Origin of the sequence: Rhodopseudomonas sp. BAL398 (assembly GCF_033001325.1) — a bacterium.
Lineage (GTDB): Bacteria > Pseudomonadota > Alphaproteobacteria > Rhizobiales > Xanthobacteraceae > JARJEH01.
On the sequence record NZ_CP133111.1, the window covers coordinates 4,690,834 to 4,706,355 of the forward strand.

Here is a 15,522-nt window from a genome sequence, read left to right on the forward strand (position 1 = left end):
CTTGTGCGCATCCGCACAGTCGTTTTCAGCAAACGGTCGTTTTCAGCAAGGTGTCTCAGCAGCGTCTTTCGGCGTATTCATGCGCATTTTGGCCGTAGCGGCATTCGCATCGCCATCGTCCGCCAGCCGGTATCGGACCAGGATCTGGCAGCGCGACAGGAATGTTTTGCCGGCCGAGCCCGCAAGCACGGCAGCATGTATCACATTTGACCGGCCTAATGCCAAATCCAATTCGTCCGAAGTCAACGCCGTGACAATCAAAATGTCACGCGAGCCGGTCGCAATCCCGTCATTTTGGCGCGCCACGGCGTCCAGCTTGCGGATTCCGTCGGCGGCGCCGTCCGAGGCGTGGATCAGCGCCACCGCCTGGCGGCCCTGCAGCGCGGCCTCGACCCGGGTGAAACCGGACACCACCTGGCTGGCCTTGGCGGCCATCGCCAGCGCATCCAGCACGCCGCGCGCCAGCATGGCGTCGGTGTCCTGCGCCAGGGTCGGCGCGGCTTTGATGTTGGTCTTGAAGCCGCGCGCAAACACATTGCGCCGCACGGCTTCGGTGACCGTCTTGTGCGAGGCCGAGACCCACAGGCCGCGCCCCGGAAGCTTGCGCTTGAGATCGGCGATCACCTCGCCGGTGGGCGCGACGACGAACCTAATCAGTTCGTCTATCGGCCGCACCTGCCGTGACACGGCGCACATCCGCTCGGTCGCGGACTTTGGGGTCCGCGGTCCGTTGTCGAGATCTGCCTGGTCGGCGACTGCGAGCATGCGAATGGCACCGCCCTTAAACCGGCTGGTCTTCGGCCGCCTCGGCCGGGTCGGTGGCCTTGGCCAGATCGGCCTCGGTGATCCAGCCGGCAATCACGCGGGCCTGCATGATCAGATGCTCGGCGTCCTCGCGCGAAATCTCGCTGGCGTCGAGAATCCCGGGATGCTTGACCGGCTCGGCGCCTTCCTTGCGCTCGCTCCAGCCGACCAGGTCGTCGGTGGCGCAGCCGGCCAGATCTTCGACGGTCTTGATGTCGTTCTCGCCGAACTTGACCAGCATTTTCGAGGTCACGCCGGGTACCGTCTTCAACGCGTCATCCACACCGAGTTCCTTACGTTTTGTTTCAAGCTCGGACTCGAGCTGTTCGAGATATTCGCGGGCTCGGCTCTGCAATTCGTTCGCCGTCTCCTCGTCGAAGCCCTCGATGCTGGCGAGTTCCCTGGAATCGACCAGCGCGAGCTCCTCGACCGAGGTGAAGCCTTCCGATGCCAAGAGCTGGCCGACGACTTCGTCGACGTTCAGCGATTCCATGAAGACCCGGGTCGAATTCTCGAAATCGGCCTGGCGGCGCTCGGATTCCTCCTGCTCGGTCAGGATATCGATATCCCAGCCGGTCAGCTGCGAAGCGAGGCGGACATTCTGCCCGCGGCGGCCGATTGCAAGGGATAATTGGTTATTGGTGTCGGGGACCACAACCTCGATCCGCTCGCGATCTTCATCGATCACGACTTTGGAGACCTCGGCGGGCGCCAGCGCGTTGACCACGAAGGTCGCGATGTCGGGCGACCACGGGATGATGTCGATCTTCTCGCCCTGCAGCTCGTTGACCACGGCCTGGACCCGGGAGCCGCGCATGCCGACGCAGGCGCCGACCGGATCGACCGAGGAATCCCGGGAAATCACCCCGATCTTGGCGCGCGAGCCGGGGTCGCGGGCGACCGCCTTGATCTCCACGATACCATCATAGATTTCAGGCACTTCCTGCGCGAACAGCTTGGCCATGAACTGCGGATGGGTGCGCGACAGGAAGATCTGCGGGCCGCGGGTTTCCCGCCGCACGTCGAAAATATAGGCCCGCACCCGGTCGCCGTTGCGGAACACTTCGCGCGGCAGCATCTCGTCGCGTCGCACGATCGCTTCGCCGCGGCCGAGATCGACGATCACGCTGCCATATTCGACGCGCTTGACGATGCCGTTGACGATGTCGCCGATGCGATCCTTGAATTCCATATATTGCCGGTCACGCTCGGCCTCGCGCACCTTCTGCACGATCACCTGCTTGGCCGACTGCGCGGCGATGCGGCCATATTCCAGCGGCGGCAGGGTGTCGGCGATGGTGTCGCCGATTTGGGCGCCCGGATTGGCGCGCTGGGCGTCTTTCAGCGAGATCTGGTTGGAGGAGTTCTCGACCTCCTCGACCACCAGCATGTGGCGCGACAGCCGCAACTCGCCCTTCTTGGCGTCGATCTCGGCATGAACGTCGGTTTCGGAGCCGTAACGGGCGCGCGCCGCTTTGGCGATCGCGTCTTCCATCGCCTCGATCACGATCGAGCGGTCGATCGATTTTTCCCGCGCGACGGCGTCCGCAATCTGCAGAAGTTCGAGCTTGTTGGCGCTGACAGCTGCCATGTTCAGTCTCCTTCGGGGGTGTCGATGTCGCCGCGCCGCGCACGTTCGGCGGCGAGACGGTGTTCCTTGGTATTCTTCGGCGGCGTCTTGGCCACGGCCTTCTTCGGCTTCGGCTTCGGCGCGTTGCTCTTGGTCGGGTCGCTTTTCTTGGCATGCGGCGGCGGCACCGGCAGAATTCCCAGATTCTGCTTCATCTCGCGCTCGGCAATCTTGCCGCGCCGCATCGATTCGGCGATCAATTCGTCGGTCAGCACCAGATTGGCGCTGCCAATATCTTCCAGCGGCAGCAAGGTGTTGGGGTCCTCGCCGTCGCGCGCGCCTTCGCGCGCCAACACAACGGCGCCATCCTCGATCGGGCCCAGCAGGCCGCGGAAGCGCTTGCGGCCACCGACCGCGACGGCCATCTCGATCTTGACCAGATAGCCCTGATAACGCTCGAAATCGGTGCGGCGCACCAGCGGGCGGTCGATTCCGGGTGAGGAAATTTCCAGCCGATAGGCGCGTTCGATCGGGTCGGCGATGTCGAGCACCGGCGACAGCGCGTGGGAAATTGCCTCGCAATCCTCGACCAGCATGGTGCCGTCGGGGCGCTCGGCCATGATCTGGACCGTGCAGCCGAGTTCGGCCGACACTTTGATCCGGACCAGACGGTAGCCCAACCCCTGCAGGACAGGACCCGCGACGGCAGCCACCCGCGCCGCCACGCCCGGCTCAACAACGAGCCGCGGCTCTGAGAGCAGATCAAACTCCACGGCACCAACGGTCGGATCGGTCATATCCAGGGTCAATTTGTCCAGGCTCGATTTGCTTGCTGGTCTGTATTTGTACGGTCGCGGGTGAAAGTCCGGCTTCGGCCTGGCGGCTGCTGTGCCCGCGTCGATCCGGCGTGTTCGGTGCGGTCCGTCCAGGTAATAAAAAAGAGCGGGTCCCGAGGGGCCCACTCTCAATACACCATGTATGAGAACTAAGTTGCGCCTGATATAGCGGTTTTCGGACCACGCGGCAAGGGGCACTGCACCCGGAACCGATAGTTTTGCGAGTGTCTCGCGGCTGCAAGCCGCCAGATCTTGGCGCACGGGCTGCGATCGCAACCCTTCATTCACGCCGCCGCACTAGGTTGCGCTCCTCGCTTGCCGCCACAAAGTCTGATTCGATGCTTGCTGCCCACTCGCTGATCTCCGGCCTCGACGACGTCGTCAATCATGACGACCCGATGCGCCGTGCCGAGGCGCTGCGGAAAGTGTCCGAACTATTTGTCCAGGGGGCCGCTGTTTTCCGCGCCGACCATGTGGCGCTGTTCGACGGCGTTCTCACTCGGCTGCTGAACGGCGCCGAGACGGATGTGCGTAGCGAGCTCGCCGCCCGCTTCGCGGCGCTGACCCATGCGCCGCCGGATCTGCTTCGCCAGCTGGTCGGCGACGAGGACATCGGGATAGCCGGGCCGCTGTTGCGGCACTCGCCGCTGATCGATGACCTCACATTGGTGGAGATCTCGCGGTCGCGGGGGCAAACGCATTTGATGGCGATTTCCGAGCGGCCATTGGTGTCGCCGCTGATCACCGATGTGATCGTGCGGCGCGGCGACCGCGACGTGGTGCGCAAGATCGCCGGCAATGCCGGCGCGCAATTCTCGACGGCGGGCTTCAACGGGTTGGTCAGGCGCTCCGCACAGGACGGCGTTTTGGCGCTCGCGGTCGGCCAGCGCGACGATCTGTCGGCGCCGCTGCTGAAGGACCTGTTGGCCTGTTCGGCCGACGGCGTGCGACGGCGGCTGTTCGACGCGGCGCGGCCAAGCGCCAAGATCGCGATCAACCGGGCGATGAGCGAATTGTCGAGCGCGCCGACCCGGCCCAAGGTGGAGCGCGACTACGGAGCGGCGCAACGCGCGGTCGTGGCGCTGCTGAATGCCGGGGCCCTGACCGAAGCCGCCGTCCTGGACTTCGCCAGATCGTTTCATCACGAGGAGACGGTCGCGGCGCTGTCGGCGTTGTCCGGTTTGCGATTGGCAACGCTCGATCAGCTGCTGAGCGGCGAACGCAACGATCCGGTCCTGATTCTCGGCAAGGCACTGGGCTTCGGATGGGCCGCGGTGCGGGCCATGATCGGGCTGCGCAGCGGCCCGGCCCGGGGGCCTTCGCCCGCGGACCTCGAGGAAGCCCGGCAGAACTTCGAACGGCTGGCGCCCGCCACCGCGCAACGCGTGCTGGGCTTCTGGCGGACGCGGCAGTCCGACGAATAGCCGCGCGGCGCTTGCGGCTGACAAGCCTGTGCAATTCCTTCTATGCTGACGCAACGGCGCGACACAGCGCCATTGCGGGGGAGGATCCATGCTGAACGAGGCAGCTATCGACGGTCACGCGACGCGCATTAGCGACGACGGCTACACGGTGATCGAAGGCGCGGTCGCGCCCGCACTGGTCGAGGCCCTGAAGGCAGCGCTGCTGCGGATCGAGCGCGAGCACAATCTCGGGCCGGCCAAGACCTCATTCGAGGGGCTGAAGACGGTTCGCATCAACAATCTGCTGACCTATGACGATGTGTTCTGGGAGGTGCCGCTGCACGATCACGTGTTGCCGGTGGTCGAGCGGGTGCTGGACAAGGAGTGCCTGCTATCGTCCTTCGTCTCGTTGGTACTTGGTCCCGGCCAGGAGGCCCAGCCGATCCACGAAGACACCCAGTTGATCCCGCTGCCGCGCCCGCATATCCCGATCACCGTCAACGCGATCTGGGCGCTGAGCGATTTCACCGCGCAGAACGGCGCGACCAGGATCGTGCCGGGTAGTCACAAATACAATGCCTCTCCGGAATATGGCCGCGACTACGACACCGTGACCGCGACGATGCCGGCCGGCAGCGTGATGCTGTTCGACAGCGCGCTGTGGCATGGCGGCGGCGCCAACGCGTCGGACGCGCGCCGCTTCGCATTTTCCTGCGCCTATTGCTGGGGCTGGATGCGGCAGCAGGAAAACCTGCAGCTCGGCATTCCGCGTGAGACAGCGCGGCGGTTTCCGCGCCGGCTGCAGGAATTGTGCGGCTACGGCGTCTACAAGGGGCAGTTCGGTCACATCGACAATCGCGATCCGATCGAATTGCTCGGCCGCGAGCGCGGCAAGCGGATGGTGTGGGAGGCGACCGACATTCGCAAGGCGCGAGACGCCAACGCCCTAGACACGAAGGCCCCAGACACGACGGCGGCGAATCGATAACGCGGCAAAGCCGGTTAATCGGCTGTGCGGCGGAACCGGAAATAGGCGGCGCGTCGGCCCTCGCGTTCGGCTTTGCGGCCGTAGCGGGTCATGGTGTAGTTCGGCCATGGCTGGCGCCAGTCGCAGGCCCGTTCGGCCAACCAGTGAAATCGCGGCGAGCGCAGCAGATGCGCCAGCGTCCAGGCGCTGTAGTCGTCGATATCGCAGACGAAGCGGAACTCGCCCGCGGGCTGCAGCGCCCGCGCCATCGCGCCGACGGTGGCGTCCTGCACGAAACGGCGCTTCCAGTGCCGGCGCTTCGGCCATGGATCGGGATGGATCAGGTCTATCCGGCTCAGCGATTGCGGCGGCGCCCAGGCCAGCAATTCGGCGGCGTCGCCGGCGAACAGCCGGATATTGCCGATCTCGTTGGCTTCGATCTGCGCCAGAATCTTCGCCATGCCGTTGACGTAAGGTTCGCAGCCGATGAAGCCGAGATCCGGGTAGGCCAGCGCCTCGGCGATCAGATGCTCCCCGCCGCCGAATCCGATTTCGAGCCGAACGCCCGTGACCGGCGGGTCAAACAGCGTGGCGATCGCAGCGGGATCGGTCGCGCTGATGTCGAGTGCGAGCCGAGGTAGCAATTCGGCGATCAGATCGGCTTGATGCGATCGCAGCTTGTGACCTTTGCGGCGTCCGAAGAACGAACCGAGCGCGCGCGCCGCGGCTGAATCGACGGCCGAGTCGGGAATGGGCGTGCTGTCGTGTGAGGTCATCGATGTTCGGATCCGGCGATATCAACCCGACGACGGCGGCACGATAAGCGCCATCCGCATCACTCGATAAGGTCAGGTTATATCACGGGTTGCTTATAGAGGCGACGCCGATTCAGCGGTTATCGGGCGCCTCGCGCGCGGCGATCTGCTCGACCATGTCGACGATGCTCCGGCGCAGTTTGGCGTCGGTGATACGCGTGAACGCGCGGGTCAGCGCCAGACCTTCGGATGTTGCAAGAAAGTCCGATACATAGGCCGGCGACGGGGCTTCGCTGAAACCGTTGGTATTGGCCAGACCGCCGCTCGGACCGCCTTCGAACAGGAATGAAACCGGCACCTGCAGGATCTCGGAGATCTGCTGAATCCGGCTGGCACCAACGCGGTTGGTGCCCTTTTCGTATTTCTGAACCTGCTGGAATGTCAGCCCCAGCGCCTCGCCGAGTTTTTCTTGACTCATGCCCAGCATGATGCGGCGCATGCGCACACGGCTGCCGACATATTTGTCAACAGGATTGGGCGCTTTGGTCGACATCTCACTCACTCCTCAGGCACATTAGCAGACGCAAACAATTCGCGCATGCGGGATGAAATACGCCTTAAATATTGGAGCCGTCAAATGCCTTCGGACCCGATGCGCAATCGCCGTTAATTTCCGCCAACGAGAAATACGATGATACATGCGTGCGGATTGTCTTCAATTTAATCTGCGGTTGCGTGGATGTAATACGTATCATCGCGATAGTCTGGCCGATTTGCGCCGTATTACAAGCATCATGGCAAGTGTGACAAGCACCGCCGCAGGAATATTACCGAGCCGCGCATAGACCGTGCTCGGGATAGCCCGAGGCAGACCAGCATCGAGCACGCCTTCGACGCCGAGCCCCAGTCGCGCCACAATTCGTCCCACCGGATCGATCACCGCGGAGACCCCAGTATTTGCAGCACGCACCAGCGGCAAGCCTTGCTCGATGGCGCGAATGCGGGCCTGCTGCAGGTGCTGATAAGGCCCTGTGGAAATCCCGAACCAGCCGTCATTGGTGAGGTTGAGGATCCAGCCCGGACGCGCGTCGCCCGCCATCAATTCGTCGGGGAAGATCGCCTCGTAGCAGATCAGCGGCAGCATCGGCGGCGTGTTCGGCAGATCGATCAGCTTGCGGCGCCGCCCGGCGATGAAGCCGCCATGCACCTTGGTGAGTTGGACGAAGCCGATCTTCTCCATGAAATTCTGGTACGGCAAAAATTCTCCGAATGGGACCAGATGATTCTTGTCGTAGACGGCCAGAATGCTGCCGTCGTGGTCGATGGCGTAAATCGAATTATAGGCGCGGGTGATCCGGGTTCCGGGTGGAACGAGCGGCGGGCGCACCGATCCGGTCAGCAGAATCGTGCCTTTCGGCAGCAGCTCCGCGATCTGCGCCATCGCGTCGGCTTCGCGCGCGAGGAAAAACGGAAACGCCGATTCCGGCCAGATCAGCAAGGTGGCGTCGCCGACGCCGGTGGATTGCGGGCCGGTGGCGCGGTCCGACAGCGTCAGATATTTTCGCATCACCTCGGCCTTGGCCGAATAATTGAAGCGGGCGTCCTGCGCCAGGTTGGGCTGCATGATCCGCAATTTGACCTTGTCGACCAGCCGGGTCGGCGTCAGCCGCAGCCGCACCGCGCCATAAGCGCCCATCGCCACCAGCAGGCAAAGCGCCGCCACCGGCGCGATCCATGGTCGGCGCGCGGCGGCGCCGCCATCGATCAGCAGCGCCGGGCTGGCGAAGATCGCAACGGCCAGAAAGGTCAGGCCCCAGATTCCCACCAGCGATACGCTTTGCGCCAGCGCCAGCGGCTCGGTCAGCGCATAGCCGAACGCGTTCCATGGGAAGCCGGTCAGCAGATGGCCGCGCAACCATTCGCTCAGCGTCAGGCTCACCGCCAGCGCCAGCACGCGCGACCCGTCCTTGGTCCACAGCAGCCGCGCCAGCGCGAAGCCGAGCGCGGTGAACAGCGCCAGATAGGCCGGCAACCCGGCGATCGCGGCCGGCAGCAGCCAGGCGAAGGTCTGGGCGTCGACCAGGAAGGCGTAACCGATCCAGTACAGGCCCGGCACGAAATAGCCGAATCCGAACCACCAGCCCGCCAGCGCGGCCGCCGGCACGCCGCGCCCGCGACCGGCGCCGGCGCCGTCGATCAGCCACACCATCACCGGAAATGTCAGGAACAGGATCGGCCAGGCGTTGAACGGCGCCATCGCCAGCGACGACAATGCGCCGGCGAGCAGCGCGATCGCGGCGCGCTTCCATCCCCATGCCAGGATGATGCCCGACCCGATTTGTCGAATCGGATGTCTCGGCATCACGACGAGCTGGCTCCGTCGCCGGGAGGCGTCGGGTTCGTCGGATTGGTGTTGGTATTGTCACTGCTCTGCGCGGCGGGATCGGTCGCGGTTTCGCGCCGCCGCGTCTCCCGCGGCCGCACGATGGGGCGCTCCTTGCGGATCCTGATCCGCAGCCGCTTGACCCGCCGCGGGTCGGCGTCGAGCACCTCGATCTCGAAATTGCCCGGGCCGGAGATCACTTCGCCGCGCACCGGCAGCCGGCCGACATGGGTCACCAGATAGCCGCCCAGCGTTTCGACTTCCTCGCCGGCCTCGCCGGTGACGAATTCCTCGCCGATCACCGAGCGGACGTCCTCGAGGCTGGCGCGGGCGTCGGCGATGAAGGAATTGTCGGCCTGGCGCACGATCGACGGCGGTTCGGCGCTGTCGTGCTCGTCGTCGATTTCGCCGACAATCTGCTCGACGATGTCCTCGATCGAGACCAGGCCGTCGGTGCCGCCATATTCGTCGACCACCAGCGCCAGATGGATCCGCGCCGCCTGCATCTGCGCCAGCAGGTCGATCGCCCGCATCGACGGCGGCACATAGAGCAATTTGCGAATGATGCCGGTCTCCACCAGCGGCATCGCCAGATTGACCGAGCGCAGATCGAGCCCGGCGGGCCGCGGCTTCCTGCGTTTGGCGGTGGACGGGGGCGGCACCCGCGCCTGGGTGGTCATGAACGCCACCAGGTCGCGGATGTGGACGATCCCGACCGGATCGTCGAGCGTTTCGTTGAACACCACCATGCGCGAATGCGCCGCGCTTTCGAACAGGCTCATCAGCTCGGCCAGCGAGACGTCGCGCTTGACCGCGACGATGTCGGCGCGGTGCACCATGACGTCGGCGATCCGGCGCTCGTGCAGGCTGAGGATATTGCGCAGCATGGTGCGCTCGATCGCCGAAAACCCGCCATCGTCGGGCGGGCTGGCATCGAGCACCACCTGGAGATCGTCCCGCACCGAGCCCGGCTTCCAGCCGAACATCGAACGGATGGCACGGATCAGCCAATTGTCAGGCGAGGGCCGCAGCACCTCGCCCTGATGCACCACCGCCGGCAGGTTGGTTCCGACGCGGGTGGTCTCCTGCGGCAGGTTCTGGTCCTGGTTCTGGGCTGGGTCGCCGTCCGGCATCTCAGACCACCCGATCCTGGTCGGCGTAAGGGTCCGGAATGCCGAGCCCGGCCAGGATCTGGCGCTCGACGTCTTCCATCGCCTCGGCCTCGGCTTCGCTTTCGTGATCGTAGCCGACCAGATGCAGGAAACCGTGGACCGCCAGATGGCTGAGGTGGTTGACGAACGGCTTGCCCTCGTCGTCGGCCTCGCGCCGCACCGTCTCATAGGCGATGGCGATGTCGCCGAGCATCCGCGGGGCATCGTCGGGCTCGATCCCGCCGGGCGGCTGCAACGCCGGAAACGACAGCACATTGGTCGGCTTGTCGATGCCGCGCCAATTGGCGTTCAGGGTGCGGATGCCGGCATCGTCGGTCAGCATCACGGCGAGTTCGGCGTCGCCGGTATCGGCATCGACGCTTTCGGCGGCGGCCGCGATGGCGCGCAGCACGGTGGCCTCGGCCTCGGTTTCGGCCTGCCAGCAGTCGGCAACGACCAGAACTTCCGTGGCGGGTAGGGCATGGCGCGTCATTGGTCCGAAATTACTTTCCTGAGCTGGCCCGATCCGATCGAAGCCGCTCACAGAGCCTGCATTGTGGGTCAAGGTCGATTGGTTGCCGGCTTCTGCGGCAATCCCTCATAGGCCGCGACGATCCGCGCCACCAATTCGTGGCGGATCACGTCTTCGGCGGTGAATTTAACCTGGGCGATGCCCTCGACGCCGTCGAGCAGCTTGGTCGCCTCGGCCAGGCCCGAAGGCTGGCCGTTGGGCAGGTCGACCTGGCTGGGATCGCCGGTGACGATCATCCGGCTGTTCTCGCCTAATCGGGTCAGAAACATCTTCATCTGCATCGACGTGGTGTTCTGCGCTTCGTCGAGAATGATCGCCGCATTGGTCAGGGTCCGCCCGCGCATGAAGGCCAGCGGCGCGATCTCGATCTCGCCGGTCTGCAGCGCGCGCTCGACGATTCGCGAATCCATCAGATCATACAGCGCATCATAGATCGGGCGCAGATAGGGATCGACCTTTTCGCGCAGGTCGCCCGGCAAAAACCCGAGCCGCTCGCCGGCTTCCACCGCCGGGCGGGTCAGGATGATGCGGTCGACTTCCTTGCGTTCGAACAATTGCGCCGCCTGCGCCACCGCCAGCCAGGTCTTGCCGGTGCCGGCCGGGCCGATCCCGAACACCAGCTCGTGGCGCTTCAAAGCGCGAATGTAGGAATCCTGCGCCGCGGTGCGCGCCCGCACCGGACGTTTGCGCAAATTGATCGCCTCGAAGGCCGAGGCCGAGCTCTTGGGGTCGAATTCGAACAGCGAGCCCTGGGCGATCACCGCGCGGATAGCGCCTTCGACGTCGCCCTGCGCCAGCTCATGGCCGGCGATGGCCTGGCCGTACAGCGTCTCCAGCACCCGCCGCGCCGCGTCGCAGCCTTCGCTGGTCCCGGCGATGGTGATGTGGTTGCCGCGGGAATCGACCACGACGGCGAGCCGTCGCTCGATCAGCGCCAGATTCTGTCCATAGGGGCCGACCAGGGCCGAAGCGGCGCGATTATCGTCGAAGGCGACGACCACTTGCGTTTCCGGTTGGGTCTGGGGGGCGCGGTCGAGTTTGCTGCGGCGGGAGGCGAGCGAAGGCAAATCCGATACGCTTTTTGGCAAGGGGTCAGGCTCCCATGGACATGGCGGACAGGGGTGGCCGCAACGGCGGGTCCGCCAACTCGCCGATCAGGCTGTAACGCTCGAGACTGTCGATCCGCACGGGCAGAACCTGCCCGATGATGTCCGGTGGGGCGATCACATGGGCCGGCTGCAGATAGGCGGTGCGGCCGACGATCTGGCCATCATTGCGCGCGGCGCGTTCGAACAGCACATCGACGCTGGTTCCAATCGCCGTCCGATTGAATGCCGATTGCTGATCGTCGATCAATTGCTGGAGCCGCCCCAATCGCTCGTCCATCACCGCCGCTGACACCGTCTCCCGGATCTCCGCCGCCGGCGTCCCTGGCCGCGGCGAATACTTGAAAGAATAGGCCCCAGCGTAGCCGATTTGTGTGACCAGCGCGAGCGTCGCGGCGAAGTCCTGCTCGCTCTCGCCGGGGAAGCCGACGATGAAATCCGATGAAAAAGCAATGTCTTGGCGAGCCTTGCGGAATCGATCGACGGCTCTGCGATAATCATCGGCGGTATGCTTGCGGTTCATCGCCGCCAAAATCGCGTCGGAACCGGACTGCACGGGGAGATGTACAAACGGCATCAGCGCCGGCAGATCGCGATGCGCCTCGATCAGCGAATCATCGACGTCGAGCGGATGGCTGGTCGAATAGCGCAGCCGCGCGATCCCCGGAATCGCCGCCAGATGGCCGAGCAGGCGGCCGAGCGACCAGGCCCGGCCGTCGGGGCCGTCACCATGATAGGCGTTGACGTTCTGGCCGATCAGGGTGACTTCGCGCACGCCATTGTCGGCCAGCCGCTGCACATCGTCGACGATTTTCGCCACCGGGCGCGAGACTTCCGAGCCGCGGGTGTAAGGCACCACGCAGAAGGTGCAGAATTTGTCGCAGCCTTCCTGCACGGTGACGAAGGCCGAAATGCCGCGGGCGCGGATCGCGTCGACCGAGGGCGGCGGCAGGAATCCGAATTTGTCCTCGACCGGAAACTCGGTCTCCAGCGCGCGGCCACGGCTTTTGGCCCGCGCCAGCAGCTGCGGCAGATGGTGATAGCTTTGCGGGCCGACCACGACATCGACGGCAGGCTGGCGGCGGATGATCTCGTCGCCCTCGGCCTGGGCGACGCAGCCGGCGACCACGATATTCATCTTGCGGCCGTCGCGGGCGGCCTCGTCCTTGGCGACACGCAGCCGTCCGAGCTCGGAATAGACTTTCTCCGAGGCCTTTTCGCGGATGTGGCAGGTGTTGAGAATCACCAGATCGGCGTCGTCGGGATTGGCGGTTTCGACAAAGCCCTGCGGCGCCAGCACGTCGACCATGCGCTGGGCATCGTAGACGTTCATCTGACAGCCAAATGATTTGATATGCAGCTTGCGCGGCTGATCCATGGAACCTGAATGACGTGATAAAGCGGCGCGGATACGGCGCGATGCCCAATTACAGGCTAAAGCCGCGGAAATCCAGCATCTCGCCGCCGCGGCCGAATCGCGGCGTCAGGCTGGCTTGAGGTGCATTTGGTCAATCATCGCAGGCAGTTGGCGCATATCGGCGAAGCTCGCCACGGCGCCGGCGGCGCGCAGCGCGGCGGCATGGCTCGGCCGGCAATGGCTGCCGCCATGAAATCCCAACACCGTCATGCCGGCGGCCGCCGCGCCGGTGACGCCCGCAATACTGTCCTCGATCACCACGCAGCGCTCAGCCGCGACCTGCATCCGTTGCGCGGCAAACAGGAACAGGTCCGGGGCCGGCTTGCCATTGGCGACGTCGCTGGCCGAAAACAGATGCGGGGAAAAGAAGCTCAGCAATCCGGTGGTGGTGAGGCTGCTGACGATCCGGGTCGGTGTGCCCGACGAGGCCACGCAGATGCGCTGTGACAATCCTGGCAAGGTCTCGGCGACATGGGCGATGGGCTGTAACGACGCGCCAAACGCCAGATCGATCGCGGCCTTGAGTTGCGCCGTATAGCTGTCGGGCAGGGCGCGGCCGAGTTCAGACTCGACCTCAAACCGCGCCTCGCGCGCCGACCGGCCGAGGAAACGATCATGCACCTGATCCGCCGTAATGGCGTAGCCGTGCTGCGTCAGCAGCTCGGCATGGACGTGGCAGGCCAGCGCCTCGCTATCGACCAGCACGCCGTCGCAGTCGAAGATGACGAGGTCGTAATTCAAGCTCAGGATTTGTCGTCGTCCAGCGGCACGCAATACAATTCGAGGCGGTGATCGACCAGCTTGTAGCCGAGCTTGCGGGCGATCTCGGCCTGCAGCTTCTCGATCTCCTCATTGGTGAATTCGATCACCTTGCCGTCGCGCAGATTGATCAGATGGTCGTGATGGCTGTCGCGCATCTGCTCGTAGCGGGCGCGGCCCTCGCGGAAATCGTGGCGCTCGATGATGCCCGCATCCTCGAACAGCTTGACGGTGCGATACACCGTCGAGATCGAGATCTTGTCATCGACGGCGACGCAGCGGCGATACAATTCCTCGACGTCGGGATGGTCCACGGCCTCGGCCAGCACCCGCGCGATGACGCGGCGCTGCTCGGTCATGCGCATGCCGGTGGCGGCGCAGCGCGCTTCGATTTCGGTGGCCTTGAGTTCGGACATGGCGTTCAACTTGGTGATGGGAGAATGGTTTGCGACAATGCGGTGTGTTCTGCCACCGCGGAGGGTCTAGGACAAGTCGCGACGCATTAGCAATGCGTTCAATTGTTCCCCATCGGGTTGCCGGTAATAGCGCTCGCGGCGCCCGGCGACGACGAAACCGGCCCAGTTGTACAATCGCAGCGCCGGTTGATTGTTTTCTTCGACCTCCAGGAACACCTTGACGATGCCGCGGCCGGCGAGATGGCCCAGATGCGTCAGCAGCAGACCGCGCGACAATCCGCGGCCGCGATAGCCGGGCGCCAGCGCGATCGACAGGATCTCGGCCTCGTCGGCCGCCATCCGCGACGCCACGAAGCCGACGATTCGCCGTCCCACCCGCAGCCGATGAACCAGCGTGTTGCGCTGGGTCAGCATGTCCTCGAATTCTTCCTCGCCCCAGCCGCGGTGAAACGAAGCGCCATGCAGTTCCGCTAGTTTCGGGCTGTCGCGCAGCGTCGCGCCTTCGACCCGCGCTTCGGCATAGCCCCAAAACTCTGCAAGCCAGTCCATCATCGGCGGGGCATCATCGGCAGGTCACCTTTTCGGACGCCATCATGGCGATGGTCATCCCGCGAGCGGTTGCGGCGAGAACCGCAGCGGGTCGGTCTGCGGCTTGGCGTCGGGCGGACGCAGATAATAGGGCCGTGCCGGCGCGGTTTCCGGCGTCACGGCGGCGCCGAGCCACGCCACCCAGGCGATATCCGGCGCCGGCTGGGCGTCGACCAGCGCGGCAGGTTCGGCCGTCGCCGGCCAGCGATCGGCCAAGATCCGCGCCGCATTGCCGACCAGTCGCGGCGCGCCGACGCAGGCCGTGGCAAGGACCTGCGCGATCGGCGCGATTTGCGGCTTCACCATACTGGTCCCGTTGCCGCTGACCACTTGGTAGTAAACCTGATCATGCCGTGCATCGATCGCCGAAACGATCGGCGAGTCGTCGTGCTCACTGAGCAGCGGCGCCGCATAGGCGGCCAGCGTGGTGAAGCCGACCGCGGGCTTGCCGGCGGCCAGCGCGATGCCGCGCGCGGCCGACAGCCCGACGCGCAGGCCGGTAAAACTGCCCGGGCCGGTGGTCACGGCGATTCGGTCGAGCTGCGGAAAGCCGAGGCCGGAGGCCTTGATCACCCGGGCGATCATCGGCATCAGCGCCTCGGCGTGGCCGCGCTGCATCGGCTCGGATTCGCGCGCGATCAGCCGATTGGCCTCGGTATCCAGCACTGCGGCAGCGCACGCGTCGAGCGCGGTATCGATGGCGAGGATCAACATCCGGGTAGTCTAGCAGCAACGCCAATGCCGCGTCATGCTCTGCGGCGGCAATGTGGCGAGTATTTCGGGCCGGGTTCGGCGCAATGCACAATCTGCACGCTGCATTGGCAGCGCACAATCG

Annotated in this window: 16 protein-coding genes; 2 read left to right on the forward strand and 14 right to left on the reverse strand. The window is 65.0% G+C overall.

What is annotated here, in order from left to right; all coding sequences use genetic code 11:
• Positions 1-42: 42 nt before the first annotated feature.
• Genes RBJ75_RS22100 through rimP form a run of 3 tightly spaced genes read right to left on the reverse strand, consistent with a single transcriptional unit; the run spans position 43 to position 3,171 of the window.
• Positions 43-765 (reverse strand): RNA-binding protein, encoded by a 723-nt coding sequence (locus tag RBJ75_RS22100; protein ID WP_044414618.1) that lies wholly within the window; start codon positions 763-765, stop codon positions 43-45.
• A 16-nt stretch (positions 766-781) separates the two neighbouring features.
• The gene (nusA, locus tag RBJ75_RS22105; RefSeq protein WP_044414619.1) at positions 782-2,395 is read right to left on the reverse strand and encodes a transcription termination factor NusA; all 1,614 of its coding nucleotides are present in this window, start codon (positions 2,393-2,395) and stop codon (positions 782-784) included.
• A gap of 2 nt (positions 2,396-2,397) precedes the next feature.
• Positions 2,398-3,171, reverse strand: a complete 774-nt coding sequence (gene rimP / locus RBJ75_RS22110; RefSeq protein ID WP_044414620.1) for a ribosome maturation factor RimP — start codon at positions 3,169-3,171, stop codon at positions 2,398-2,400.
• Positions 3,172-3,548: 377 nt separating this feature from the next.
• On the opposite strand from rimP, the gene RBJ75_RS22115 reads away from it, so the two are divergent.
• Together RBJ75_RS22115 and RBJ75_RS22120 are read left to right on the forward strand one after the other, a co-directional pair.
• Positions 3,549-4,634: a DUF2336 domain-containing protein gene (locus tag RBJ75_RS22115; protein WP_044414621.1), complete on the forward strand. Its 1,086-nt coding sequence runs from the start codon at positions 3,549-3,551 to the stop codon at positions 4,632-4,634.
• Between the two features lie 88 nt (positions 4,635-4,722).
• Positions 4,723-5,601 (forward strand): phytanoyl-CoA dioxygenase family protein, encoded by an 879-nt coding sequence (locus tag RBJ75_RS22120; protein ID WP_044414622.1) that lies wholly within the window; start codon positions 4,723-4,725, stop codon positions 5,599-5,601.
• A 14-nt stretch (positions 5,602-5,615) separates the two neighbouring features.
• Here the strand turns inward: RBJ75_RS22120 and RBJ75_RS22125 are convergent, their stop codons facing one another.
• From RBJ75_RS22125 to tsaB, 11 genes are all read right to left on the reverse strand, one after another.
• Positions 5,616-6,356, reverse strand: a complete 741-nt coding sequence (locus RBJ75_RS22125; protein WP_044414623.1) for a tRNA (guanine(46)-N(7))-methyltransferase TrmB — start codon at positions 6,354-6,356, stop codon at positions 5,616-5,618.
• Between the two features lie 112 nt (positions 6,357-6,468).
• The gene (locus RBJ75_RS22130; protein ID WP_044414624.1) at positions 6,469-6,888 is read right to left on the reverse strand and encodes a helix-turn-helix domain-containing protein; all 420 of its coding nucleotides are present in this window, start codon (positions 6,886-6,888) and stop codon (positions 6,469-6,471) included.
• Between the two features lie 198 nt (positions 6,889-7,086).
• A complete protein-coding gene (lnt, locus tag RBJ75_RS22135) occupies positions 7,087-8,697 on the reverse strand; it encodes an apolipoprotein N-acyltransferase (RefSeq protein WP_044414625.1) in 1,611 nt (536 codons plus the stop codon).
• Positions 8,697-9,851, reverse strand: a complete 1,155-nt coding sequence (locus RBJ75_RS22140; protein ID WP_044414626.1) for a hemolysin family protein — start codon at positions 9,849-9,851, stop codon at positions 8,697-8,699. The genes lnt and RBJ75_RS22140 overlap by 1 nt, the downstream gene beginning before the upstream one ends.
• Before the next feature lies 1 nt (position 9,852).
• Positions 9,853-10,362 carry an rRNA maturation RNase YbeY gene (gene ybeY / locus RBJ75_RS22145; RefSeq protein WP_276156972.1) on the reverse strand — a complete coding sequence of 170 codons (510 nt, stop codon included), beginning with the start codon at positions 10,360-10,362 and terminating at the stop codon, positions 9,853-9,855.
• A gap of 68 nt (positions 10,363-10,430) precedes the next feature.
• The gene (locus RBJ75_RS22150) at positions 10,431-11,489 is read right to left on the reverse strand and encodes a PhoH family protein (protein ID WP_052628970.1); all 1,059 of its coding nucleotides are present in this window, start codon (positions 11,487-11,489) and stop codon (positions 10,431-10,433) included.
• Between the two features lie 4 nt (positions 11,490-11,493).
• The gene (gene miaB / locus RBJ75_RS22155) at positions 11,494-12,885 is read right to left on the reverse strand and encodes a tRNA (N6-isopentenyl adenosine(37)-C2)-methylthiotransferase MiaB (protein ID WP_044413513.1); all 1,392 of its coding nucleotides are present in this window, start codon (positions 12,883-12,885) and stop codon (positions 11,494-11,496) included.
• Positions 12,886-12,990: 105 nt separating this feature from the next.
• A complete protein-coding gene (locus RBJ75_RS22160; protein WP_044413510.1) occupies positions 12,991-13,665 on the reverse strand; it encodes an HAD family hydrolase in 675 nt (224 codons plus the stop codon).
• A gap of 2 nt (positions 13,666-13,667) precedes the next feature.
• Positions 13,668-14,099 carry a Fur family transcriptional regulator gene (locus RBJ75_RS22165; RefSeq protein WP_152647756.1) on the reverse strand — a complete coding sequence of 144 codons (432 nt, stop codon included), beginning with the start codon at positions 14,097-14,099 and terminating at the stop codon, positions 13,668-13,670.
• 66 nt (positions 14,100-14,165) lie between these two features.
• Positions 14,166-14,651: a ribosomal protein S18-alanine N-acetyltransferase gene (gene rimI / locus RBJ75_RS22170; protein ID WP_044413504.1), complete on the reverse strand. Its 486-nt coding sequence runs from the start codon at positions 14,649-14,651 to the stop codon at positions 14,166-14,168.
• Between the two features lie 51 nt (positions 14,652-14,702).
• Positions 14,703-15,401, reverse strand: coding sequence for a tRNA (adenosine(37)-N6)-threonylcarbamoyltransferase complex dimerization subunit type 1 TsaB (tsaB, locus tag RBJ75_RS22175; RefSeq protein WP_044413502.1), 699 nt, complete (start codon positions 15,399-15,401; stop codon positions 14,703-14,705).
• Positions 15,402-15,522 lie beyond the last annotated feature (121 nt).